The 24,033-nt window shown below is 62.6% G+C and carries 19 protein-coding genes; 6 read left to right on the forward strand and 13 right to left on the reverse strand.

Annotation, left to right across the window (positions count from 1 at the left end; all coding sequences use genetic code 11):
- Positions 1–94: 94 nt before the first annotated feature.
- Together AO268_RS08450 and eutH are read right to left on the reverse strand one after the other, a co-directional pair.
- Complete coding sequence (locus AO268_RS08450) at positions 95–451, reverse strand: DUF1937 family protein (protein WP_099168413.1); 357 nt, start codon at positions 449–451, stop codon at positions 95–97.
- A 56-nt stretch (positions 452–507) separates the two neighbouring features.
- On the reverse strand, positions 508–1,752 hold the full coding sequence (eutH, locus tag AO268_RS08455; RefSeq protein WP_099168414.1) for an ethanolamine utilization protein EutH: 1,245 nt from the start codon (positions 1,750–1,752) through the stop codon (positions 508–510).
- A gap of 387 nt (positions 1,753–2,139) precedes the next feature.
- On the opposite strand from eutH, the gene AO268_RS08460 reads away from it, so the two are divergent.
- Positions 2,140–2,919, forward strand: coding sequence for a DeoR/GlpR family DNA-binding transcription regulator (locus AO268_RS08460; protein WP_076960748.1), 780 nt, complete (start codon positions 2,140–2,142; stop codon positions 2,917–2,919).
- Positions 2,920–2,922: 3 nt separating this feature from the next.
- Here the strand turns inward: AO268_RS08460 and AO268_RS08465 are convergent, their stop codons facing one another.
- Genes AO268_RS08465 through AO268_RS08475 form a run of 3 tightly spaced genes read right to left on the reverse strand, consistent with a single transcriptional unit; the run spans position 2,923 to position 6,998 of the window.
- Entirely contained in the window at positions 2,923–4,338 is a 1,416-nt protein-coding gene (locus tag AO268_RS08465; protein ID WP_099168415.1) for a glycerol kinase, read from the reverse strand.
- A 1-nt stretch (position 4,339) separates the two neighbouring features.
- Positions 4,340–5,602: an NAD(P)/FAD-dependent oxidoreductase gene (locus tag AO268_RS08470; protein ID WP_099168416.1), complete on the reverse strand. Its 1,263-nt coding sequence runs from the start codon at positions 5,600–5,602 to the stop codon at positions 4,340–4,342.
- Entirely contained in the window at positions 5,589–6,998 is a 1,410-nt protein-coding gene (locus AO268_RS08475; protein WP_099168417.1) for an NAD(P)/FAD-dependent oxidoreductase, read from the reverse strand. Before AO268_RS08475 ends, AO268_RS08470 begins: the two co-directional genes overlap by 14 nt.
- Positions 6,999–7,643: 645 nt before the next feature.
- Between AO268_RS08475 and AO268_RS08480 the strand changes: the two genes are divergently transcribed.
- Positions 7,644–12,629, forward strand: a complete 4,986-nt coding sequence (locus tag AO268_RS08480) for a glycosyltransferase (protein ID WP_099168437.1) — start codon at positions 7,644–7,646, stop codon at positions 12,627–12,629.
- Between the two features lie 74 nt (positions 12,630–12,703).
- Here AO268_RS08480 and AO268_RS08485 read toward each other — a convergent pair whose 3' ends face one another.
- Entirely contained in the window at positions 12,704–14,032 is a 1,329-nt protein-coding gene (locus AO268_RS08485) for an aminotransferase-like domain-containing protein (protein ID WP_099168418.1), read from the reverse strand.
- Between the two features lie 91 nt (positions 14,033–14,123).
- Between AO268_RS08485 and AO268_RS08490 the strand changes: the two genes are divergently transcribed.
- Genes AO268_RS08490 through yghX form a run of 3 tightly spaced genes read left to right on the forward strand, consistent with a single transcriptional unit; the run spans position 14,124 to position 16,495 of the window.
- The gene (locus tag AO268_RS08490; protein ID WP_099168419.1) at positions 14,124–15,014 is read left to right on the forward strand and encodes a DMT family transporter; all 891 of its coding nucleotides are present in this window, start codon (positions 14,124–14,126) and stop codon (positions 15,012–15,014) included.
- Positions 15,015–15,066: 52 nt separating this feature from the next.
- Complete coding sequence (locus AO268_RS08495; RefSeq protein ID WP_076960742.1) at positions 15,067–15,561, forward strand: PaaI family thioesterase; 495 nt, start codon at positions 15,067–15,069, stop codon at positions 15,559–15,561.
- A gap of 46 nt (positions 15,562–15,607) precedes the next feature.
- Positions 15,608–16,495, forward strand: coding sequence for a YghX family hydrolase (yghX, locus tag AO268_RS08500; RefSeq protein ID WP_099168420.1), 888 nt, complete (start codon positions 15,608–15,610; stop codon positions 16,493–16,495).
- A 171-nt stretch (positions 16,496–16,666) separates the two neighbouring features.
- On the opposite strand, the gene AO268_RS08505 is transcribed toward yghX, so the two are convergent.
- Positions 16,667–17,545 carry a LysR family transcriptional regulator gene (locus tag AO268_RS08505; protein WP_099168421.1) on the reverse strand — a complete coding sequence of 293 codons (879 nt, stop codon included), beginning with the start codon at positions 17,543–17,545 and terminating at the stop codon, positions 16,667–16,669.
- Between the two features lie 132 nt (positions 17,546–17,677).
- Between AO268_RS08505 and ampC the strand changes: the two genes are divergently transcribed.
- Positions 17,678–18,820: a class C beta-lactamase gene (gene ampC / locus AO268_RS08510; protein WP_099168422.1), complete on the forward strand. Its 1,143-nt coding sequence runs from the start codon at positions 17,678–17,680 to the stop codon at positions 18,818–18,820.
- A gap of 51 nt (positions 18,821–18,871) precedes the next feature.
- Here the strand turns inward: ampC and ubiT are convergent, their stop codons facing one another.
- From ubiT to pdxH, 6 genes are all read right to left on the reverse strand, one after another.
- Positions 18,872–19,339, reverse strand: a complete 468-nt coding sequence (ubiT, locus tag AO268_RS08515; RefSeq protein ID WP_076960739.1) for a ubiquinone anaerobic biosynthesis accessory factor UbiT — start codon at positions 19,337–19,339, stop codon at positions 18,872–18,874.
- Complete coding sequence (locus AO268_RS08520; protein ID WP_076960738.1) at positions 19,333–20,223, reverse strand: U32 family peptidase; 891 nt, start codon at positions 20,221–20,223, stop codon at positions 19,333–19,335. The genes ubiT and AO268_RS08520 overlap by 7 nt, the downstream gene beginning before the upstream one ends.
- A gap of 10 nt (positions 20,224–20,233) precedes the next feature.
- Complete coding sequence (gene ubiU, locus AO268_RS08525) at positions 20,234–21,229, reverse strand: ubiquinone anaerobic biosynthesis protein UbiU (RefSeq protein WP_099168423.1); 996 nt, start codon at positions 21,227–21,229, stop codon at positions 20,234–20,236.
- A 183-nt stretch (positions 21,230–21,412) separates the two neighbouring features.
- Positions 21,413–22,648 (reverse strand): molybdopterin molybdotransferase MoeA, encoded by a 1,236-nt coding sequence (locus AO268_RS08530; RefSeq protein WP_099168424.1) that lies wholly within the window; start codon positions 22,646–22,648, stop codon positions 21,413–21,415.
- Positions 22,645–23,199 carry a molybdenum cofactor biosynthesis protein B gene (gene moaB / locus AO268_RS08535; protein ID WP_099168425.1) on the reverse strand — a complete coding sequence of 185 codons (555 nt, stop codon included), beginning with the start codon at positions 23,197–23,199 and terminating at the stop codon, positions 22,645–22,647. The genes AO268_RS08530 and moaB overlap by 4 nt, the downstream gene beginning before the upstream one ends.
- A gap of 92 nt (positions 23,200–23,291) precedes the next feature.
- The gene (pdxH, locus tag AO268_RS08540; RefSeq protein ID WP_076960734.1) at positions 23,292–23,939 is read right to left on the reverse strand and encodes a pyridoxamine 5'-phosphate oxidase; all 648 of its coding nucleotides are present in this window, start codon (positions 23,937–23,939) and stop codon (positions 23,292–23,294) included.
- Positions 23,940–24,033 lie beyond the last annotated feature (94 nt).

Consider the following 24,033-nt stretch of genomic DNA (forward strand, 5'->3'; position numbering starts at 1 on the left):
GGCGTGCCCGCGATGGCGGTGTGTCAGTCAATTAGTTTTAACCTGACACACTGCTATCGCGGGCAAGCCCGCTCCCACAAGGGGATCTGCGTTGTTAGCTGAACTCGCCAGAAACCTGCGACCACAGGCTGACCTTCTGCCCGCGCTGCTTGAAAAACTCGATCTCGCGCTTGATCCCCGAACTCAAGTCCCAGCCCGGCAGATCGAGGATGATCAATTCTTCCATCATCTCCATAAACAGCACATCCACCGGTGCCCACAGCTTGCCGATGGTTGCGCTGTCCTTGCCTTCAAAGGCCAGGTTGATCGGGTGCGACATGGACACCTGGCTGAACACGGCATGACCCGACGCGATGATCGTGGCGGCCACCTGGTTGCACCGGATAAAGCGCTCGTGGGTGACGTTCGCATCGGCGTGGCTGTAGGGGCAGGCCAGAAAGATCTTTCTCATTGTTACCTCAGGGCAATGCAAGGGCACGCGCCCTTGCGGTGATTAAACAGTTGCCGTCATACCGCCTGGGCAGCGGTCACACCGGGGGTGTCGGCCTCTTCGCGCTCGCGTTCCTGCGCTTCGTAACGCTGGGCGGCAGGCACGGAGATCTTGATCGCAATCGCCACCGCAAGCAGGCCGCCAAACAGCTTGGCCAGCAGGATCGGCATGATCAGCGTCGGTTGGAAGTTCGCGGTAAAGGCCAGGTGATCGCCAATGGTGGCCTGGGCGCAGACACCCAGGGCCACGCACAGGACCTTGTCCCGGGCATTCATCTTCTTGAACAGGTGGTAGACCGCGATGATGTTGGCAAACACCATGATAAATGCCGCCGCGCCATCGGCCGACAGCCCGATGTGCCTGCCCAGCACTTCCATGGGTTTCTTGCAGTAGCGGTTGAACAGGTAGCAGATCGGGAACGTACCGGCGAGCATGATGCCGATATAGCCGGCAATCTCGATGGCGCGGAACAGCTCCTTCTCGTCAGCGAACATCGGGTCGAAGCCCCACACCCCGAAGTTTTTCATGAAGAACCCGGTGAAGTGCTCGACGATGGCCAGCGCCAGGACGATCTTGATAAAGGCATCCATCAATTTACCGAACACCAGGAACCCGGCCACCATCCACGCCGCCCGGTAGCGCAGGCCGGCAGCCAGCAGGAAGCAGAACACAAACAGTGGCGCGAGCAAGCGCACGCAATCGACAAAATCCAGGCTCAGGTAATGCAGGGCCGGCGAAGTGGTGGACACGATGTCGCGCACCGGCAGGTTGAAGGCGGTGATCATCATCAGCGACGCCAGCACCGCAAACGGGATGCTGATCAAACCGGCCATGGCCCCCAGCGCCAGGTACTTGTGGTCCTTGCGTTCGAGCATCATCAGGCCGACCGGGATCAGGTAGACAATGGTCGCGCCAGAGGTGTAGCCGACGATCATGGCAGTGATCCACATGTCGCGGTTCGCCGCCAGGGCATCGGCAAGCTGGTAGCCGCCCATGTCCACGGCGATGATCGACAGCGCCGCAATCGACACGTCCGACCCCATCGCGCCGAAGTACGGCCCCAGGGCGACCTCGATGAATTTAGATAGGTACGGGATCGCCACCATGATCCCCGCCTGCGCCAGGAACACCGGGCCAATGGAGTGGATGCCGTTGACAAACTCCTTGCCCAGGCCGCTGTCCGGCTTGATCACGGATGCAAACGCGCCAACCACCGCGCCGATCATGATCAGGTAAATAACGTAGTTGCCGAATTCCGCCATTGCTTTCGCTCCATCTGTACTGAATCAATTGTTGTTGTAGGAGTACGCCCCAGTTCGGTCGCTCCATTGGCCAAACGCGTTTTACAGCCCCATTTGCGGCGCTTTCACACCCTATTACTAACCACTTCCCATGCCAATCGTGTGTTTTATGTGGTTTTGCCGGTTAAACACAGTGGAATCGGTCAATTCTATTGCGTAATCTCTAGCCACACCGTTCAAGGCTGCGCACTCTATGGCCGTGAACGACAAACGCCAATACCAAGTTCACGCCACCTGCGCTGGCGCTCAAGCGCCCCAACACGCACTGCTGCGGCATCATTTGAGTGCCTCGGTAACAGCGCTGCGCACCGGTGGCGCACTCACGTAGCATTAAGAGGATGATTGCCCATGCGCCCCAATGAACGACGCCAACATATCCTTGAACTGCTACGCCAGCGTGAACGCATCTCGGTCGACGAGTTGGCACGCACTCTCGGCACTTCGCAAGAGACCATTCGCCGCGATCTCACGGCCCTGGCCGAAGACGGCCAGGTCACCAAGTTCCATGGCGGTGCCTCGCTGCCCCCCAGCGGTGAACACGAGAACGCCTTCCAGACCCGGATGAATGAGTTCTCTGCGCAAAAACGTGCAGTGGCGCGCTTCGCCGCCGGGCTCTATGCGCCGGGCGACAGCCTGCTGATCGATACCGGCACCACTACCCTGTTCTTTGCCCGTGAACTGGCCAGGCTCAATCGCATCACGGTGATCACCAACTCCTTGTTGATCGCTGCCGCCATTGGCGCCAGCGGTAATCGCGTGTTCATGATCGGCGGCGAATACCGCCCCGAATCGGAACAGAATATCGGCGCCCTGGCCATGGAGCAGATCGCCCGCTTCAACGCCGAGCATGCCGTGGTCACCATTGGTGCCCTGAACAGCGACGGCGCCTTCGACTTCTCCATCGAAGAGGCGGAAATCACCCGCGCCATGATTGCCCGTACGCGCTACCTCACGGTGATTGCCGACTCCTCGAAGATGGGCAAGCACGCGCTGTTCCAGGTGTTCCCGTTGCAGCGCATCGACCGTCTGATCATCGACCGCAAACCCCTGGGCGAACTGGCCAAGGCCCTGGCCGAGGCCCAGGTTGAAGTCCTGGAAGCCCCCGCCCTGACCCGGCCCGAGTGGTAACCGTCAGCGCCAGTCGCGGCAACGCGTCACCGCTTCGCTGAACGTAGCCTGCCACTGCTGGGCCTGCGCGGCACTGACTTTCGGGTGAAAGCTGGTGCTGGTGTTACGCGGTGGCTTGAGGGCCACGCCCAGGCCTTTGGCCGCCAGCGCTGCGCAGCCGAACGCGGTCAATTCATCAAAGCGCTGGGTCACGATGCAACGCTGCAGGGCATCGGCGAGGAACTGCGCGAAATACGGGCTGCGCGCCAGGCCGCCATCGATGGACAGGTGATCGGTGACGCTGAGAAACCCGTCCATGGCCGTGATCACTTCCACACTGCGCAACGCCACGCCTTCGAGCACCGCCTGGCACATATCCTGGCGCGTGGTGCCGCCATTCATGCCAACCCACAGGGCCGCCGCGCTGCGGTCCCAATGGGGGCAGGCCAGCCCGGACAGCGCCGGCACAAACGCCAGTTGGCGACCAATGGCCGGGGGTTCGTCGAACGCCGCCAGTTCCGAAAAATCGCTGAACAAGCCAAGCCGCCCGGCCCACTCCACCGCCGCGCTGGCATCGTAGACGCCACCGTCCATGGCGTAAGTGGGTTTGCCCTCGATCTGCCAGGCAATGGTTGCCAGCAGGCCTTTTTCCGGGGCGCGGATGATCTGCTCGCCGGTCAAGGTCAGGGCAAACGCCCCGGTGCCGTAGGTGATCTTGGCGTCGCCCTCATTGCGGCAACCATGGCCGTAGAGCGAGGCTTGCTGGTCGACAATCGAGGCGGTGATCGGTGTGGCGCCGATCTCGCCAAAGTACCCGACGGTGTCGCGGATTTCCGGCAGGGTTTCCATCGGTACGCCAAACAGCTCGCAGAGCTGGCTGTCCCACTGCCCGGTCGCCAGGTTCATCAGCGAGGTGCGTGACGCGGTGGTGACATCGGTGGCAAAGACCCCGCTCAGGCGGTCGAGAAAGTACGCATCGGTGGTGCCCAGGCGCAGCCGCCCGGCGCGCAATGCGCTCTGTGCGGCCGGCAGGTTGCGCACGATCCACGCCAGCTTGCTCGCCGAAAAATACGGGTCCAGGGGCAACCCGGCAAGCTCCAGGGTCAGGGCTTCGCCGCCGTCGCCGCGCAACTGGGCGATCTCGGCCGACGTGCGATTGTCCTGCCAGACGATCACCGGGGACAACGGCTCGCCGGTCTGGGCATCCCACGCCAGGCAACTCTCGCCCTGGTTGGCAAGGCCGATGGCGTCCACATGGCCGGTGGCCTCCAGGCAGCGCTGCAGGTTATTGAGCAATTCCAGTGGATCGTGCTCCACCCAACCGGGATGGGGATGGTGTTGCTGATGGCGCAGCGAAAGCTGGATATCAGCTGACCCATTGTCACTCACCACCAACACACGGGTGCTGGTGGTGCCTTGATCGAGCGCGGCAATCCGCATGTTAAAGACTCCTCGGCAGGTCTTGTTCTTGGCCGACAAAGTCGACTTCCAGTTGCTGTACGCCCTGGGGCAGGTTCAGGCTGGCGATGGGTATCAATATCCGCCGCTCGGGCAGCGAACTGCCGGCGCGCGCCCAGATTTCCTCGCCATCGGCCCGTACCACCAGGCGGCCTTTCACCCCACGGCTGACCCGCAATTGCAGGTGTTGCAGACCTGCCACAGTAGACGGGTTCAGGCGTTGCGGCACGCAGAGCTTCACGTCGCCCTTGCAGGCAATCTCGATGCCCGGCGCGGCAGGCGGCAATTGCCCCAGCAGGTCGCGGGCGATCATCGTAGCGATCTTATGGCCTTCGCGAAACGACCAACCTGCCGTCTCGACGGGACGCAGCAGATTCCCCGCCGCAAAGTACACAGGATCGGAACAACGCCCGTATTGATCGATATGCGGGCCGCCACTGTTCGGGTCCAGGCGCAACTCGCTCAAGCGCACCAGGCTCGATTCCGGGATGAACTGGCCGGTGAGCAGTACGCCGTCACAATCGAAAGTCTGCGTCTGCCCATCGGCCAGGCGCACCGTCGCGCCCTCCACCCGCCCGGTGCCATGGATTTCCAGGAGCTGCGCGCCAAAATGCATCGGTACGCCACGCAGCCGTGGGTACAGCGACAGTGGCCAACGCGCCGTGGCCCGCGGGTTGGCCTCGATCATCGCCACCGGCCGGATCCCGGCGCGCCGGCAACTCATGACCGCCGACAGGCTGACCAGCTCGGTGCCGACGATCAACGGGCGTTCAAAGGGCTTGAGGTGCTCCAGGTACAGGTAGGACTGGAACGCGCCGGTATTGATCACCCCCAGCGGGCGATCGCCGCCCAGCAGGCGCGCCGAGCGCGGCGTTTCCCGGGCCCCGGTGGCGATCAGCACCCGCCGCGCCTGGATCACCTGGGCACCCTCCGGGCTGACCACCTCCAGGCGCCCGCCCGGGCCCATCTGCGTCACCGCGTGCTTGACGCGGATCTGCACCCCGGCCTTCAACGCCTGCGCGACGTTTTTGCGCGCATACGCCGGCCCCGTGTAGACCCGGCCGTATTCGCGCAACCCAAAGGGCGGGTGCCCACAATGGCGTGGGATCCCACCCGCCTCGGGCTCACGCTCGATCACCACCACCGTGCCAACGCCCAGCTTGCGCAAGGTGATCGCCGCCGACAGCCCCGACGGCCCGCCACCAATAATCGCGACATCAATGTTTTCGACTTCAATGGGCTGCATGACAAACACCTGTTGCAAGGGGAACCGCCAGATGACCCGCGCTCAGCTCAGCCACCCGCGCCCCACAATAAAACCCCTGGCAGCGCCCCATGCAGGCCCGCGTGCGGCGCTTCAAGCCGCCGAGGTCGCCGGGCGGCAATGCGCTGGCCAAGGCATTCTGGATTTCCCGCTGGGTCACCATTTCACAGTGGCAGACGATTTCGCCGTAGCCCGGGCGCTGGTAATCGCGCGGCAAATGTTCGGCGAGGTTGGGTAGCGTGGGCCATTGCAGGCTGGGCTCAGGGACCGGCGTGTGCTCGCGCTGATAGAGGCTGAACACGTGCCGGGCAATGCCCAGCGCCGCCGTCAGGCCGGTGGAGCGGATGCCGCCGACGCTGATCCAGTTCTTGCCTTCGACCCGCTGCACCCGGTACTCCTTCTTCTCCGTGGCCGGGCGCAGCGCGGCATAGGTGGCGGTGACCGGCATGCCGTCGAGCGCAGGAATCCGTTCGACGGCAGCGTCCACCAGTTGGCGCAGCACGTCGCTGTCGAGCCTTGCGTGCAGGCGGTCGTCCTGTTCTTCGGCGGTCGGCCCCACCAACAGGTTGCCGTACACCGTGCGGGTCAGCACGATGCCCTTGGTGCGTTCATTGGGCACCGGCAGGATGATATTGCCCAGATAGCGCGCGGCCGCCTTGTCGAACACCACGAACTGACCTTTGCGCGGGTGAATGGAGAAGCTCGATGCGCCCAGTAACTGTTGCTCCAGCACATCACCGAACAACCCGGCGCAGTTGATGATCGTACGACCACGGATAAACCCGTTGGTGGTCTCCAGGGCCCAGAGTTCGCCATCGAAATACCCGCCGTTGACCTCGGTATTGAAGCGCACCTGCGCCCCATTCATCAGCGCCTGGAGCAGGTAGCCCAGGGGCGCCGACCACGGGTCGATCAGGAACTCGCCGGGCACCTCGACCGCGCCCAGGGCGGTGTGGGCCAGGTTCGGCTCCAGGGCGCGCACCCGCTCGCGGCCGATCAGGCTGACATCGGCCACCCCGTTGGCGTGCGCCTGCTCGACGATGCCTTGCAGCTTGCCCAGGTCCTCGTCATTCCAGGCCACCACCATCGCGCCGGTCTTGAGCAGCGGCAGTGCCATCTGCTGATGAATCTGCAGGTACTCCTGGTAGCCATCCTTCATGCATTGCAGCTCCAGGCTGCCGGTGGGCGCATCGAAGCCGGTGTGCAGGATCGCGCTGTTGCCTTTGCTCGCCCCAGACAGGATATCCGGGCTTTTTTCCAGCAACAGCACCCGCGCCCCCTCCAGGGTAAAGCGCCGGACCATCGCGCATCCCACCACGCCACCGCCCACAACGATGACGTCGTAGATACCGCTCTGATTCGGGAAGGGTTTTGTCATGATCAAGCCTATGGGTGAAGTGAGCGCCTGTATTGCCATGGGTGGGTGCAGGGCATATGCCACTGACCGAATCGGGGTTGGAATGACCGATTGACCATGGCAGTTCACTCACGCCTCAAGGGGGCGGCGGCAGGACACACCGCTGTAGCCATGCAGATGCCTAATATTTATTGGCACCCAGGCTTTAAACATAACGTGGAAAGATTGACCGGTCCGTTGCGCACAAAGCGGATTCTGTCAAAAAGACGTTACTGTGAATTTGGCAACAGGCATAAAAATAGCTACTAGAATACACAAATACTTATAACTACGTTACTTTTAAACACACTTAGACCTAGCCCACCCCAATTTTTAAGGCCATGTTGCGCTTAACCGGCGCCGCTCAGTCATAAAACCAAACAAAATTGACCGATATCAAACATTAACCACATAAAAACCGCTTATTGACGACGTGGAGCCGTCTTTCTTCGCCCTCCTGGATAAAGACGTCGAAAGGGCCGGCCCAGGCCGGCTAGCCGACATATGAGGTAAATCACCAACGGCCAAAGCAAGGGAATCAACTTGAGGGAAAGCGCTACACAAGGCTAACGCCACGGTAGCTGTTCGCACCCGGGCCCATTCTTGAACCTTCAGGTGACAGACTTTATGCACACTATTGCCCATCTCCATAGCGCGCAACGCCAACCGCTGCTTCCACTCAACACGCCCCCGCTGCAAACGCTTTCGCGACAAACCCGCAACGCCCCTGCCACGGCGCCAGCCGAGCCGGCCCAAAGCGCCCGCGAAAAAGGCGATCACACGTTGGCCATGGCGTATCACTCGGCCCTGCTCCAGGCCGCCCGGCAAGAGACCCCTGTCACTATCAGCCCTATCCCCCCCGACTCCACATTCGGCCAATGGTGGGAGCAGTTGCGGCACGCCTTCAAATCGCCAGAAGTCCGGCAATGGATTAAAGAAAAAGGCATCAATACCCAGTCGTTCAAACTCAATCCGGCATCCGGCAGCCTCTCTTTTACGCTCCAGCACCACCTTGATCCCACACAGAAGCGCCACACTATCGGGCAAGACGACCCTCACTGGGCTGCGATCAGCGCGCCTGTCCTCCAGGCCGGGCAAGTCATTGCTGCGGGTAACGCCGATATGACCTTCACCCCGCCAGCCACCGATCTCGACGAGCCGGTTCCGTATGAGGTGGTCGGGGGCTTTTATACAGAACCCCGGGGCCTTAGAGGCCCTGCGCTGCACCAGCAGGCTGCGCAAATCGACCGAAACCAGGGCTTTACAAAACTTGACCCGAACACCTCAGCCGGTTTGATCAAAGCGCGCAGCGAAGGCGAACTCCAGAACCAGAGAGCCGCGGTGGGCGATATTTACAACCGGTACAACGCCAGCGCCAGCCTGCGTCATCTGGCAAGCGCAGTAAAAACGGACAGCGAGGATGTGGGACACATCAAGGATGAATTGAAAAGGACCAGGATCGATCTGGACGTCGACAGTACCTACCAGCCAGACAACACTGGCCAATCGGGCACTGTCAGCCTGCTGCAATTGCTGGAGGACCATGGCTGGGATATCCCCAGTACTGACGAACAACTGCTGAACCTGGCAACCGCCCTCTCCACTGCGCAGCCCAAGGCTCCCGCCCATGGCAACCTGGGCGGCGCCCTGTCCTGGCCCGTCCCCCTTGACCCGGGCAGCCAGGAACAGCTCAGGCAAGACCTGCGCACGGGTAAAGTCGGCGATATCGCGTTGGGCCCGTTTGACAGCGTCCTGGCGTATCTCCTGAACAACCGGCCCCTTACGCCTGAGGAACAGCGTAACCCGCGACCGTTGATCGACAGCTTGCTCAAGTCACCCAGGGGCGAGGCGCTGGGCCAGGCCCTCCAGGCCACCTTCGAGGCGCGCGCCATCAAAGGTAGTGCGGCCGACTGGCTGCTGGCCGCCTTGAGTGTGGGGAGCAACAAGAATGAGGCTGGGGATAGGGCCAATATTGAAGGTTATCAATTGTTCTCATCTGATAATCAAGGCAAGTCCGCATCAACGGTCCTCCAGGAGGTGACCGATCACCTGACCGTCCCCGGCAAGACCCCAGCCCCGGTTGCATCGGTACACGCCCACCTGATGCTCGCCAGCCGGGCCCCGGAATTCCTGGTCAAGGGTGTGCCCGAGCAGGTGGTCATCGGCACCCACAGCTGGGTCAGCTTTGCCACCGCCGTCGCCCGTATCGAAGCCAAAGCGCCCGGGGCGACGGCGGCGATGAGTTATGCGCACGTCATGCTCGAAGGCAGCATTGCACCGATCACCGATGACGAACGGCGCATTGAATATGCCGCCCAGAACCAAGCCATCAAGCACTGGGCGGTTGCCAACGGCATGGCCCCTCCAACGACCGACGCGGCCATGACGGCGGTGCGCAAGGCCTTCGATGCGCAAATCAGCGAGCTCAGAGAGGCGGCTGAAACGCAAATAGGGGATCTGCCATCAGCCAAGGCCATGGCGCTGGAACAGTTGAAAAAAGCCCTGCCGGACATGGACCCGGCACTGTTTGAAAAAAAATGCATCACCTCGACGCCCTCCAGCAGGCACTTTCCTGGACCTTATTCGATCCTGGATCTGTACAGGGATGGCCGAGGTCTGCGCGCAGCACCCGACTCGTCCGATGAATGGAAGGAGACAACAAATCAGTTTTTTAACGCGATTACTGCCGGACTCATCCCGACGAAAACGGCTGGCGCTCCTGCAGCCTGGGTCTCTTCAGAGGCGGCAATAAAAATTGACGATGTCCTGGCCACCCTTCAAACACTGCCGGGCCCGCAAGAGCCATTCGACAAGGCCTTTACGGATTACTCCAACGCCGTCACAAAAACGACGTCTGCGCAGATCAAACACCTTATTTCCAAACTGCCGCTGGAAGATCGGAAAAATCTCGAGTTTGGTGAAATCACCATCCGCAAGGAAAGTGACTACTACAAAGAGGACCGTGTCCGGCGGGTTGCCCCGGGAGCCCTGCTGGTTGAGACCAAGCGCGGCGGCAACGTCATGACCTATGAAATCGACCGGTCGAAGGGCACCATCACCCAGCGCCCGGGCCAGACTTATGATGAGACCCGTCCAAGCGGCGGCTTTTCCCCTGCCCCGGGTAAGTTATATGACGTGATCAAGCCTACGGGGCAGTATGCCGCCGGGATCACGGATGAACACCAAGGTGCGCAAGGCACGCCTGACAGCTTTGGCAGTGCCAGGACCCGCTATATCGTGGATGCCGTGATCAAGGACATGGATCTGCCGGAGGTGAAAAAGTACGCCCAGGGAGCCACGACGTTTGATACTGAAGTCCCCACCTATAAGAAAATCGAAGAGTTTGTACTCAACCTGATCCCGCTCAGGTCAGCGATCACCAAGTTCATCGCCGGCGACGTTCCCGGCGGCATTGCCGACCTGGCCTTCGATATCTTTGGGTTCGCGGTCGGCCTGGGGGCCGCCGCCAAGGGGGCGAAGGCTTTATCCGCCGGGGCTTCGGCATTGGCCAAGGTCGGGCATGGCGTGAAGATCCTCGGCCGGGCGGCGGTGGGTGCGCTAAACCCCTTGAGCGGTATTGATGACCTCGTGCGCCAAGGGGGCATTGCCGCCTATAAGGGGGTCAAGCAACTGCGCGGCTCCTACCGGAGTGTCAACCTGCTTGAACTGGCAAAAAGACCCGATATCGCTGAAGGCACATTCAAGGCACTCAACAGCCCAAAGCGCAATGGAATCCTGGCCAAGTTCGACGAGGCCACACAACGGTGGTACGCCTTCAATCCGCGTACCCAACAAGCGTTCGGCAAAGCGCTGGAGGACTTCTCCGTCGCCCCTCTCCAGTCAACCGACCTCAATCGTTTGCCACCCCTGGGCAGCGATGATGTGACCCGGGCCGCCAGTCAGCAGCACGGCTTGGCAGCCAGCGGTACGTTCACGGCGGGGCAAGAGATTGTCGAGGGCAATGCCGTCCTCTTTCAGGGCAATTGGCATCAGTACGATGCCGTGAAGAAACGCGCCTTCGGCCCCCCGCTGAAGGATTTCAAACCAAGCCGGGTAGCGGCCAGTGGCGAGATAAGGCCGGTGGACGCCGATCTGGTGGGTTATGAATCCAGACACGTAGCGCCGGACGAACTGTCAACCAAGGGGTTACAAGGCAATGTGTATGTAGGCCGAAGTAAAAAAGAATATGTAAAGGTCGACGGGATACTCTATGAATCCCAGGTGAAGGATGGCCAGCGTATCATCCGGCATCCCGCCCGCGCCGCGCCCGATATACCGGTCAGGGACCTGGGCGCTGCCGGATGGGAGCCCACCTCCAGGTCCGCACGCCTGCCGGGGGGCGCGGGAAATGCGCCAACGCCGTGGAAACTCGGCGACACGACCTACGTAGTGCCGATGGACGATATCAAAACGGCCAGTCATGCAAAGTCCCCCTTTGCCCTCAATTACAAGGGCGTAGACCAGAGCGTCACCTTCGACAGTTCAGTCGGTGCCTGGAAAGCCACCAACCTCTCGACGGGTGTAGAGGGGAGCAGCCATACGTATTTCTGGCGAAGCGGCAAAGGCAAATGGCAGCAGGGAACGCTCAAAGAACTTAAACAAGCCAAGCAAGCCGACGCCCACAGATTCCAGTTTGTTGATGTCCCCGCTGCGGCAAGCGTAAGTCTGCCCAAAGATCTAAAGCCGATCCCCACAGAACTTCATTATTTTTGGGCCGGTCAGGATATCCCGCCCCATCTGGTCGAAAACATGGCCCACAATGCAGTCAAAGCATCGGGGTATAAATCCATCCTGCATGTCGATGCGGATAACCCAGCCGTTTTCCAGAAAATCAAAAGTGACCTGGCGCGCAAAGCCCCAGGCCTGAACGTGGCAAACCTCAATGACGACGAGGTTTTCAAACAATTTAAAAACAGTGATATGTACAGCTTCTTTCGCAAAGGACAAGGGCAAAACCTGGCGGCTGCCTCGGACGTCGCACGTTATCCGATAATGGACAAATACGGGGGGGCCTATCTCGACACCGATGACATCATTCAAGCCGATGTCGGCAGTGACATATTGCAGGCGGGGTCGAATGACATCCTCCTCAACAGGCCGATTCTCCATAAACTTACCGGTTACAGACCGTTCTACAACACCAGCAGCTTTGCAACACAGCCTGGTAACCCGTTGCTTAAAGAAATGTCTGCCCAGATGCACAAAAAATTTGCCGACAACAAGGCCTATTTCGCCGCCAATCGGCCCAAGGCCGCCAGGGGCGCCGATGGCCAGATCCAATACACCCCTGAATTCGAAGCCTATGAGCGCAAGATCTTCGAGACGGTGGGTCCCAACCTGTTTAATGACGTCTTAAAGTCAAAACGACCTGATATGTATGATCTGGGCTTCGACAAACTTGCCAAAAAATATGAGTTTGTCGGTAAGAAATTTGTCCCCTCCGGGCCACTCACGGATGTCAACGCCGACTTACGTCAATACTACGAAAGCAAAGGGATTACGCCGCCAGCTCTCCTGGGCCTGAACGTTCAGAAAGCGAAGAAGCACTACATACCGCTTTTCCACCAGTTCAACGTCAAGATCGGTGCCGAGCATTCGTGGCTCACTGCCTGAGCGAATCGCAGCGGTGACACCGTTGGCCCCCGGATCGCAGTTGCGATGCGGGGCCAACGGTCCGTGCGTAGACCTCAATACCCCGCCACCACCCATCGCACCTTCAGCAACGCCCCACGCAGGGCGTTTTTTTCCACCGAGCCCAACGCCAGGCGAATCGCATGGGGCACCTGCGCTGACACCGAAAACGGCTCGGCCGTGGACACCGAAATATGCTCGCGCGCCAGCGCCATGGTGATCTGATCCGCCCGGGCCTCTTCGCCCAGTGGCAGCCACAAAAAGTACGACGCGGGATGGGCAATGTAATCCAGCCCGGCCAACACCTGCGCCGCCAACGCCTGCCGGGTCTTGGCGTCCGTGCGCTTTTGCGCCTCCAGTTGCAGCACCGTGCCATCGTCGACCCAGCCTGCGGCAATGGCCGTCATCACCCCTGGCGCATTCCACACAGTGGCCATGATTGTGCGCTCCAACGCCGGCACCCATGCCAGCGGCGCGGCGACGAAACCCACGCGCAGGCCGGTGGCGACACTCTTCGACAGGCCGCCCACATACACTGTGCGCTCAGGGGCCAATTGCGCCAGCGGTGCCGGCGCCTGCTCGGCGAGGAAGGCGTAGGCGGCGTCTTCGATCAGGATCAGCTCATGCTCACGGGCGATGCGCACCAGTTGCTCGCGCTGTTCGATGCCCAGCACCCAACCCAGCGGATTGTGCAAGGTCGGCATGCAGTACAGCGCCCGCACCGGCCGGCGGCGACACAACTGTTGCAGCGCCGCAAGATCAGGGCCAGTCGGTGTGACCGGGATCGCGGCGATTTCCAGGTGCAAGGTCTCGGCCAGCACCTTGAAACCGGAATAGGTCAACGCATCCACCGCAATCACATCGCCCGGCTTGAGCAAGGCCATCATCACCACCGCCAAGCCGTGCTGCGCACCGCTGACCATCAGCACCTGCTCGGCCGCGACACTCAAGCCACGGTGCAGCAGATGCCGGGCCATGGCCGCCCGTTCATGGGCGCGCCCGGCATGGGGCTGGTAACGCAGCAACGCTTCCAGGTCGCCGGACAACGCCAACTGGCGCAAGGCCGTGCGCAGCAGGTCGGCCTGGCCCGGTAACGACGGGTAGTTGAAATTCAGGTCGAGCATGCCCGCCGCCACCGCCATCTGGCCACTGCCCTGCCCGGGTGCCAGGGCGATTTCCCGCACAAAGGTGCCACGCCCGGTCTCGCCGCTGACCAGGCCCATGGCCTCCAGCTCGCTATACACCCGGCTGGCCGTGGCCAGGGCCAGGCCATGGCTGGCTGCCAGTTGCCGGTGGGTGGGCAGGCGGGTGCCGGGCACCAGGGTGCCAGCCCGGATATCCCGGGCAAAGGTATCCACCAACGACTTGTAACGGGCACGGGGCATGGGCGATGTATCCATGACAATTTTTTGATTGCCCCAATCTTCAGCCCTAGGATGCCCGCAACGCAACCCTCCCCCTACGAGTGCCCCCTGCATGGAACAGACCTCCCGGATGATCACCCCCGAACACAGCCGCAGCGGCTGGATCAATGGCTTGATCGGCGTGCTGATTTTCAGCGGCTCGTTGCCCGCCACGCGCCTGGCGGTGCTGGAATTTGCACCGGTGTTTCTCACCGTGGCCAGGGCCAGTATCGCCGCAGTGCTGGGCCTGAGCCTGTTGTGGCTGTTCCGGGAAAAACGCCCGGCGCGCCACCAGTGGGGGCCGTTGCTGATTGTCGCCCTGGGGGTGGTGATCGGCTTCCCGCTGCTCACCGCCCTGGCCTTGCAGTACGTGACTTCGGCCCATTCCATCGTGTTTATCGGCTTGCTGCCCCTGGCCACGGCGGTGTTCGGCGTACTGCGCGGCGGCGAGCGGCCGCGCCCGGTGTTCTGGCTGTTTTCGATCCTCGGCAGCCTGTTGGTGATGGGCTACGCCCTGGCCCAGGGCCTGAGCGCCGCGCCCGCCGGTGATGGGCTGATGCTGTTGGCGGTGCTGGTGTGCGGGCTGGGGTATGCCGAAGGGGCCACGCTGTCACGCAGCCTTGGCGGCTGGCAGGTGATCTGCTGGGCGCTGGTGATATCGCTGCCGGTGGTGGCGCCGTTGACCTTGCTGCTGGCCCCCGCCTCCTTCGCCGGGATCAGCCTGCCAGCCTGGTTGAGCCTGGGTTACGTGGCGCTGTTCAGCATGTTGATCGGCTTTGTGTTCTGGTACCGCGGGCTGGCCCAGGGCGGCATCGCGGCGGTCGGCCAATTGCAATTGCTGCAACCGTTTTTCGGCCTGGCGCTGGCGGCCGGCCTGCTGCATGAACAGGTGAGCCTGGGCATGCTGGCGGTGACTGGCGCGGTGATTGCCTGCGTGGCCGGAGCGAAGAAGTTTGCGCGTTAGGGGCGTAGGCCTTTAGGCTCGTGGATTGGCCCAAGAACAATAAGGATCCACGATGCCCACCCCTTCCCTGCAAGACACCACCGCGCCAGATGGCGTCTGTTACGGCTGCGGCCCGGGCAATGCCCATGGGCTGCAGATCAAGAGCCGCTGGGATGCGGACGGCGTGCATATCGTCGCCGAGCACCTGCCCGACGCCCAGTACTGCGGCTGGCCCGACCTGGTCTACGGCGGCCTGATCGCCATGCTGGTCGATTGCCATTCCAACTGGACCGCCATGGCCTACCACTACCGCGCCGAGCAGCGCGAACCGGGTGAGTTGCCGCGTATCGACTGCGTGACCGGCAACCTGGGGATCAAGTTCATCAAGCCCACCCCCATGGGCGTGCCACTGACCCTGCGCGCCAGGGTCGAGGGCGAGGTCGGGCGCAAGAGCCGCGTGGTTTGCGAGGTGTATGCAGGCGATGTGCTGACGGCGATTGGCGACTCGATCTTCGTGCGTGTCGATACCGGGCAACTGGCGGCGACGGCCCATGGCCGACCTGCCTGAGAATGGTCTACATTCAACGCCACGTGCCGAAAAAAGGAACCTGACGATGACGCGCCTGACCGCCAAAGACTTTGCCCCCGAACTGCTGGAACTCTACGACGGCTATGCCCACGGCAAGATCAACCGTCGCGAGTTTCTCGACCGTGCGGCCCTGTTCACCTTTGGCGGCCTGACCGCCTCGGCGCTGCTGGCCTCCCTGAGCCCCAACTACGCCCTGGCCGAACAGGTGAAGTTCACCGACCCAGACATCGTTGCCGACTACGTCACCTACCCTTCGCCCAAGGGCAACGGCCAGGTGCGTGGTTACCTGGTGCGTCCGGCAAAGGCCAGCGGCAAGCTCCCGGCGGTGGTGGTGGTCCACGAAAACCGTGGGCTCAACCCCTATATCGAAGATGTCGCGCGGCGCCTGGGCAAGGCCGGGTTTATCGCCCTGGCACCCGATGGCCTGACCTCGGTGGGCGGCTATCCCGGCAATGATGAAAAAGGCGTGGCACTGCAACAGACCGTCGATCCGACCAAGCTGATGAATGACTTCTTTGCCGCCATTGAGTGGCTGATGAACCATGACGCCAGCACCGGCAAGGTGGGCATCACCGGCTTCTGCTATGGCGCAGGCGTGACCAATGCGGCGGCCGTGGCCTACCCGGAACTGGGCGCGGCGGTGTCGTTCTATGGACGCCAACCCGAGGCCAAGGACGTACCGAAGATCAAGGCACCGATCATGTTGCATTTCGGCGAGTTGGACACGCGGATCAACGAAGGCTGGCCGGCCTATGAGGCGGCGTTGAAGGCCGCTGGCACGACCTATGAAGCGTATATCTACAAAGGGGCCAACCACGGCTTCCACAACGACTCGACCCCGCGCTACGACGATGCTGCGGCGAACCTGGCCTGGGAGCGTACCTTGGGCTGGTTCCGTAAATACCTCGTGTAATTGCGGCGGGCTGGCAGGTGATGCTGGGTTTATGGACGCCATCGCGGGCAAGCCCGCTCCCACAAGGGATCTTTGTCGGACACACATTTGCGCTGCATCCCAAATCAAATGTGGGAGCTGGCTTGCCTGCGATGGCGTCCGAGAAGCCACCGTCACCAGCAAGCCAGGCGCCTACAGGTTCGTCACCTGCTCCAGCAGCCATTGCTTGAACGCCAGCATTGCCGGGGTTTCAGCGCGTGACTGCAGGCGCGTCAGCCAGTAGCTGCCGGTGCTGATGCCGATATCAAAGGGCTGGCGGATCACGTCCTGGGCCAACTGCCGCGAGAACATCATCGCCGGTGCCAATGCTACGCCACTGCCCTGCAACGCCGCTTCCATCATTGCCAGGGACGAGTCAAACACGATACTGCGCGGCACCAGGGTGTCGGCGGGCAAGCCTGCGGCCTGGAACCAGAGGTTCCATTCATCCGCCCGGTAAGAGCGCAATAGCGTGTGTTTCAACACATCACCCGGGCCATGCAACTGGCGGGCAATCGCCGGCACGCACAACACCCTCAGCGGTGCCGCCAGCAACTCACAGGCGTGGGTGCCATGCCAGGCGCCAGCGCCAAAGCGGATCGCATAATCCAGGCCCTCGGCCGCCACATCCACGCGGTTGTTATGGGTCGACAGGCGCAAGTCGATAAACGGGTAGCGCGCCTGGAAATCCGCCAGGCGCGGCAGCAGCCAGCCCACCGCAAACGTGCCCACAGCCCCCACCGTCAGCACTTCTCGGTAATGCCCGGCCTGGAACTGGCCGAGGGTCTGGGCGATGCGGTCGAAGGACTCGCGCAGCACCGGCAACAGCGTCTCCCCTTCGCGGGTGAGCATCAGGCCACGGGGCAGGCGCTTGAACAGGGTGACGTTGAGTTGGGCCTCCAGGCTCTTGACCTGGTGACTGATCGCCGCCTGGGTCACACACAGTTCGATGGCCGCCCGGGTAAAACTCAAATGCCGGGCAGATGCCTCGAAGGCGCGCAGTGCGTTAAGGGGCAGATGGGAACGCAACATGGTTTAAGCCCAAATTTTTCTAATGACTGGTGCGAGATATCATCGGTTGTCCAGGGCCGGAAAACTGCCTATCTTGGCCACGCCTGCGCAGGCCGCGAGACACCCGATCATCCTCATGGAAGCGACCTCATCATGTACCAACACGTGCGCAACGTCACGATTCTCAGCCTATTGATCGGCGCCGGCAACTGCATGGCCGCCGACAATCTGCGCCAGGTGGTGGACGCCACCGTCAAGCCGCTGATGCAGCAACAGGCCATTCCCGGCCTGGCAGTCGCCATCGTGCAGGACGGCAAGGCCCGATACTTTAACTACGGTATCGCCGCCAAGGACAGCCAGCAGCCCGTCAGCGAAAACACCCTGTTCGAGATCGGCTCGGTGAGCAAGACCTTCGCCGCGACCCTGGCCGGTTATGCCCAGGCCACCGGCAAGCTCAAGCTCTCTGCCCCAGCCAGCGACTACTTGCCAGCCTTGCGCGGCAGCCTGTTCGATCACATCAGCGTGCTCCAACTGGGCACCTACACCGCAGGCGGGCTGCCGTTGCAGTTCCCCAGCGAGGCGGACAATGCCCAGCAGATGATCGGCTACTTCCAGCACTGGAAAACCGCTTTCGCCCCCGGCACCCAGCGCCAATACTCCAACCCCAGCCTGGGCTTGTTCGGCTATCTGGCGGCGCACAGCCTGCAGCAACCTTTCGACGTGGCAATGGAACAGACCCTGCTGCCCAAGCTCGGCCTCAAGCACACCTATCTCACGGTGCCCAAGGCCCAGATGGGCCTGTATGCCCAGGGCTACGACAAGGCCGACAAGCCGGTGCGCGTCAGCCCAGGGGCGTTGGACAGCGAAGCCTACGGGGTGAAGACCAGCCCGGCGGACCTGGCTCGCTACATGGCGCTGAACATGCACCCGACGTCGCTGGAGCAGTCGCTACAACAGGCGATTGCCGCCACGCACACGGGTTATTACACGGTCGAAGGCACCACCCAAGGGCTTGGCTGGGAGATGTACGCCTACCCGCTGAGTGTTGACGCCTTGGTCGACGGCAATTCGACACCCATGGCCATGGAGCCGCACCCGGTCAAATGGCTGACACCCGCCCAGCCGCTGCGCGCCAATACCCTGGTGAACAAGACGGGCTCGACCGGCGGCTTTGGCGCCTATATCGCTTATGTACCGAGCAGAGGCATCGGCGTAGTGATCCTGGCAAACAAGAACTACCCCAATGCCGAGCGGGTGAAAGCGGCCCATAGAATCTTGCAGGCGATGGAGCAATAGCTCACCTTTTTTGAACCCGGCATAGTTCCAATGTGGGAGCGGGCTTGATCTTCAGGCCGCCAGGCCTTTGCCGGCCCGTTCCAGATTGCGCCACAACCAGGGCGGCAACACCTCCGGGTCGAGGCTGTCGATCAGGTTCTTCAGGCCCAACCCCAACTCCGTATCCCCCTCGATCACCAGCCGCCGACGGAAGAACAAGGTGTCCGGGTCTTCCTGGCGGCTGGCCAATAACAGGAACTCGCGCCAGTTACCGCTGATGGTCACCTGGGCCTCGGCCCGCTCGGCAATGCGCAGTCCTTCGCGGCCCAGGGTCAGGTACCAGCGCAAGCCCAGGTCGGGAATGCGCAGGCACATCCAGCGCCCGCGCAGCAGTTCAAAGCCGCCATCGCGCAAGGGCTCGGCCAGGCAGCGATTCAGCGCCTGTTGCAAGGCCAGGCGTTGCACCACAAAGGGCACCTTGCGCATCAGCGGCAGTAAGCGGTCGGCGCCCTTGAGCAGCCATTGCTTGCGATTCAGCACAGCCCCACCTCCTCGACCCGCAACATCCCGGCCTGGCCATGCCAGTAGCCATTGCAGCCTTCGACAAACACCGGCGGTGTGGCGCCCTGGCGCACCCGGTCAAAGGCTTCGACGATGCCCACCATGCCTTGCGCCCGTGGGCTCAGGCGCAACAAGTCAGCGCCGCAACTGACCAATCCCGGGTAGTCGGCCAGCAGGTTGGTGACATCCGCCGACATGGTCTGGATGCCATTTAACGTGAACAGTGCCTGCCCCTCCTGACTGGTCAAGGCCATGCCATCGGGGTAGTTGAGGCAGCAGAACTGGCAGTCATCCTTGGGCCGGTTTTGCGCCCGCGCCGTAAAGCAGCGGGCCGAATAGGCCAGGGGCAGATGCCCATAGGCGAAGACTTCGACTTGCGGCAACGGCCGGCCCAGTTCCTGCACCTGCTCCAGCACATCGCCAATCAGCGTGGCCGAGCATTCCACCGGCGGCACCCAGCGCATCATCCCCGCATCCAGCAACTGCACGAGGGCGTGGCCGTTATACAGGTTCAAGGCCGGGCCGCCGACAAAGGGCAACTTGCGCTCGGCAAGCAGTTGCACGGCGCCCATATCATTGGCTTCCACCAGCACCTCGCCGTTGTCACACAGGCGGCGCAGGCTCGACAGCTCCGACGCGGCCTCGATCAGGGTCAGGCTCGACAGCACGATTTGCGCCTGACCCGCCGACTGCAATTCGCGGCCCAGGCCCAACCACTGGTCGAGGTTGAACGCGCGGCGCTTGGAGCACACGGTTTCCCCCAGGTAGATCACATCCAGCGGCAGGCTGGCCATCTCGCTGTAGAACTGCCCCAGTTGTTGCTTATCCCAATAAAACAGCACCGGTCCCAGGCTGAGTTTCATGTGCGGTTCCTCATTGCCACGAACGATGGTAGGCGCCCAGGGTGGTCTGGCTGCCTTCGGATAGACCGGCCAGCACGCTGCGCCACTGGTCCTTGACCACAAAACGCTGTGGCGCGCTGCGGTGGGCATCCAGCGCGGCGCGCCAGACCCCGGTGACTTGCTCGACATACGCCGGGCTGCGCTGGCGGCCTTCGATTTTTACCGCTTCGACGCCCATGGCGATCAACTCGGGGATCAGGTCCAGGGTGTCGAGGCTGGTGGGTTCTTCGAGGGCATGGAAGCGCTTGCCATCGACCATGAAACGGCCCTTGCACAGGGTCGGGTAGCCCGCCGGTTCGTCCGGGGTGTAGCGGTCGATCAGCACTTCGCTCAGGCGCGCACTCAGGCCGTCGGCGTCTTCGCTCCAGCGCACCGCCTTGGCTGGCGAGCACACGCCGCACAGGTTCGGCGATTCGCCGGTAATGTACGAAGACAGGTGGCAACGGCCCTCGGCCATGATGCACAGGCTGCCGAAACCGAAGACCTCGATCGGCACCGAACTGCTGGCAGCCACCTGCTTGACCTGGGCCAGGGACAGCACCCGAGGCAGCACCGCACGGCGGATACCGTAGCGCTCGGCATAGAACTGCAAGGCCGCCGCATGGGTCGCAGAGCCCTGTACCGAGAGGTGCAAGGCCATTTGCGGATGGCGGTGACTGGCGTATTGCAGCACCCCCGGATCGCCGGCGATCAGCGCATCCACGCCATGGTCGGCAGCGCGGTCCACCGCCCGTTGCCAGCGCTCCCAGCCCTTGGGCTGCGGGTAGGTATTGACCGCCACATACAGCTTGCGCTGGTGCTGCCGGATATGGGCGACGGCGCCGTCGAACTGCTTGTCGTCCATGTTCAGCCCGGCAAAATGCCGGGCGTTGGTGTCATCGCGAAACCCCACATACACCGCATCGGCACCTTGGCGCACGGCGGCTTTAAGCGCAGGCAGATTGCCTGCCGGGCAGACCAGTTGCATGGTTGATCCTCATCAAAAAATTCATCACCAACACCGCATATCCCTTGTGGGAGCGGGCTTGTGTGGGAGCGGGCTTGCTCGCGATTACGGTGTGTCAGGCAATTTAAATGTTGACTGATCAGCCGCTATCGCGAGCAAGCCCGTTCCCACATTGACCATCACCACCATCGGCACCACCGGCAGCTACTGCATCAGTTCGGCAAAAGACACGAACCGCACCAGCCCGCCCTTCTCCACCACCTGTTCACGTTCCACAATCGCCAGGCCATCGGCCCAGCAGGCGGCGCTCAACATCGCCGAGCTTTGCCGTGGGTGCAGGCAGACCCGCGCCTGGCCATCGATGCCCGGAGTCAAGCGGGCGCGCAGGTATTGGCGACGACGGTTGCGCTGGGTCCAGGCAAAGTCGGCCGGCAGTAGCATCGGCACCGACGTGACCTCAGTCACACCCTGGGCACGCAACAGAAACGGCCGCACCACCACCAACGCGGTAATCAGCGCCGCCGAAGGGTTGCCGGGCAAGCCGATCCACGGCTTGCCGGCGACATCGCCAAACGCCAGGGGTTTGCCCGGCTGGATCGCCAGGCGCCAGAAATCAACGCGGCCCAGTTCCTTGATCGCCTGCTTGAGGTGATCTTCCTCGCCCACCGACACCCCGCCGGAGGTCAGCAGCAGGTCGCATTCCGAGGACGCCAGGCTCAATGCATCGCGGCTGACGGCCAATTCGTCGGCCATCACCCCATAGTCATGCACCTCCACGCCCCAGCCTTGCAGCAGTGCGGCCAGGCAGTGGCGATTGCTGTTGTAGATCTGCCCCGGCGCCAGGTGATCGCCCGGCTCGCGCAGTTCATCACCACTGCTCAGCAGGCACACCCGCAGCGGTCGATAGACCTTGACCTGGGCCAGCCCGGCGGCCGCCAGCAGGCCAAGCTCCTGGGCGCGCAGGCGCTTGCCTGCCGGCAGTAACAGAGCGCCCTGGGTCACCTCTTCACCTTGCTTGCGCACATGCTCGCCGGTGCGCATCGGCGGGCACCAGATACGTTGGCCGTAGACCCGGCAACGCTCCTGGGGCACCACGGTGTCGGCCCCGGCCGGCAAGGGTGCGCCGGTGAAAATGCGCATGGTCTGCCCGCTGCCCAGCGCCGTGGCCGCATCCTCGCCAGCGGCGATGCGCCCGGCCAGGCGCAGGTAGCCGCCCTCGGCCGGCAGGTCGGCGGCGCACAGCGCGTAGCCGTCCATGGCGCTGTTGTCCCAGGCCGGCAGGTTGACCGGGGAAAAGATATCGCTGGCCAACACCCGGCCCAGGGCCTGGGCGGTTTTCACCTGTTGGGTGGATGGGGGTGGCGGTGCCTGGGCCAACAGGCGTTCGATGGCCTCATCCACCGGGATCAGTTCGCCGCTTTCACACACCGATGTGCTCATGGCCGTGCCTCACAGGGCTGTAGCGCTTGCACGGCCTGGGGCTTGAGGTGCGGGGCGAAATTGCACGGCCCGGTGCGGCTGTCCAGTTGCCCCAGGAGGATCTGGTCCCAGCCGGTGCGGCAGGCGCCGGGCGAACCGGGCATGCAACACACCAGCACGCCGTTGCTCATGCCGGCCAGGGCCCGCGATTGCAGGGTCGACATGCCGATCTCTTGCAGGGACACCTGGCGAAACAGCTCGCCAAAGCCTTCGACATGCTTGTCCAGCAAGGGCAGCACCGCTTGCGGGGTGTTGTCGCGCGCGGTGAAGCCGGTGCCGCCGGTGGTGAGGATCACCTGCACCTGGGGGTCGGCGATCCACTGCGAAATGCGTGCGCGGATCTGGTAAATGTCGTCCACCACCAGGGCCCGGTCGATCAATGCGTGCCCGGCCCCTTGCACGCGCTCGCACAGGGTTTGCCCGGAGGTGTCGCTGTCAAAATTGCGCGTATCGCTGATAGTCAGTACGGCGATATTCAGGGAGACAAAATTGCGTTGAGTCAGGTGTGCCATGGTGAAAATCCCGGGATAAATGAGCAATGGCCCCAGCCTGCACCGCAAAGGCCGGCGGGCCTATTCCTCCGAGGAGGTACCTCTAGGCGGCTTCAGGGCGCCAGGCGGCAGCGCTGCCAGGTGCCGTCGTGCCGCCGGTAATCGAGGCGGTCGTGCAGGCGGTCGGGGCGGCCTTGCCAGAACTCCACGCGCTCGGGTTGCAGGCAATAGCCGCCCCACTCTGCCGGGCGCGGCGGCGGTTGCCCGGCAAAGCGCTGGGTGACCTCGCGCAGGCGCCCTTCCAGCTCGGCGCGATGGGCCAGGGGCTGGCTTTGCAATGAGGCCCAGGCCCCCACCTGGCTGGCCAGGGGGCGTGAATTGAAGTACTCGTCGGACAGCTGCGGCGCCAGGCGCACGACCGTGCCTTCGATGCGCACCTGGCGTTCCAGGCCCGGCCAGAAAAAGGTCATGGCGGCGCTGGGATTGCTCGCCAGCTCCTGGCCCTTGGCACTCTGGTAGTGGCCGAAGAAGGTAAAGCCCTCGGCGCCAAAGCCCTTGAGCAAGAGGATCCGACAATGGGCGCGGCCCTGGGCATCGACCGTGGCCAGGGCCATGCTGTTGGCCTCCACCGGCGCCACTTCGGTCTTGCGCGCCTGCTCCAGCCACTGGCCGAACAGAACGAGAGGGTCGTCCTGTACCAGGTCATCGCGCAAACCGTACAGGGTGTAGTTGCGGCGCATCTGCGCCAGGGAAAGGGGCATGGGGCGAACCTCCGGTCAGTTCGCCACAGTCTGATCAGCCGACGGCCTGCGCACCTTGATCGCGATCAACTGCGCGCCGCGGCATGGGGTCGCA

Origin of the sequence: Pseudomonas sp. ICMP 8385 (assembly GCF_002699915.1) — a bacterium.
Lineage (GTDB): Bacteria > Pseudomonadota > Gammaproteobacteria > Pseudomonadales > Pseudomonadaceae > Aquipseudomonas > Aquipseudomonas gessardii.

Bases quoted from the DNA above. Each gene is read 5' to 3' on its own strand.
- AO268_RS08495 (WP_076960742.1), top strand. From the start codon at position 15,067: ATGCCCACCCCTTCCCTGCAAGACACCACCGCGCCAGATGGCGTCTGT.
- AO268_RS08505 (WP_099168421.1), bottom strand. From the start codon at position 17,545: ATGTTGCGTTCCCATCTGCCCCTTAACGCACTGCGCGCCTTCGAGGCA.
- pdxH (WP_076960734.1), bottom strand. From the start codon at position 23,939: ATGCCCCTTTCCCTGGCGCAGATGCGCCGCAACTACACCCTGTACGGT.
- moaB (WP_099168425.1), bottom strand. From the start codon at position 23,199: ATGGCACACCTGACTCAACGCAATTTTGTCTCCCTGAATATCGCCGTA.
- AO268_RS08480 (WP_099168437.1), top strand. From the start codon at position 7,644: ATGCACACTATTGCCCATCTCCATAGCGCGCAACGCCAACCGCTGCTT.
- AO268_RS08460 (WP_076960748.1), top strand. From the start codon at position 2,140: ATGCGCCCCAATGAACGACGCCAACATATCCTTGAACTGCTACGCCAG.
- AO268_RS08530 (WP_099168424.1), bottom strand. From the start codon at position 22,648: ATGAGCACATCGGTGTGTGAAAGCGGCGAACTGATCCCGGTGGATGAG.
- AO268_RS08490 (WP_099168419.1), top strand. From the start codon at position 14,124: ATGGAACAGACCTCCCGGATGATCACCCCCGAACACAGCCGCAGCGGC.
- AO268_RS08520 (WP_076960738.1), bottom strand. From the start codon at position 20,223: ATGAAACTCAGCCTGGGACCGGTGCTGTTTTATTGGGATAAGCAACAA.
- yghX (WP_099168420.1), top strand. From the start codon at position 15,608: ATGACGCGCCTGACCGCCAAAGACTTTGCCCCCGAACTGCTGGAACTC.
- AO268_RS08450 (WP_099168413.1), bottom strand. From the start codon at position 451: ATGAGAAAGATCTTTCTGGCCTGCCCCTACAGCCACGCCGATGCGAAC.
- ampC (WP_099168422.1), top strand. From the start codon at position 17,678: ATGTACCAACACGTGCGCAACGTCACGATTCTCAGCCTATTGATCGGC.
- ubiU (WP_099168423.1), bottom strand. From the start codon at position 21,229: ATGCAACTGGTCTGCCCGGCAGGCAATCTGCCTGCGCTTAAAGCCGCC.
- AO268_RS08470 (WP_099168416.1), bottom strand. From the start codon at position 5,602: ATGCAGCCCATTGAAGTCGAAAACATTGATGTCGCGATTATTGGTGGC.
- AO268_RS08485 (WP_099168418.1), bottom strand. From the start codon at position 14,032: ATGCCCCGTGCCCGTTACAAGTCGTTGGTGGATACCTTTGCCCGGGAT.
- AO268_RS08475 (WP_099168417.1), bottom strand. From the start codon at position 6,998: ATGACAAAACCCTTCCCGAATCAGAGCGGTATCTACGACGTCATCGTT.
- eutH (WP_099168414.1), bottom strand. From the start codon at position 1,752: ATGGCGGAATTCGGCAACTACGTTATTTACCTGATCATGATCGGCGCG.
- AO268_RS08465 (WP_099168415.1), bottom strand. From the start codon at position 4,338: ATGCGGATTGCCGCGCTCGATCAAGGCACCACCAGCACCCGTGTGTTG.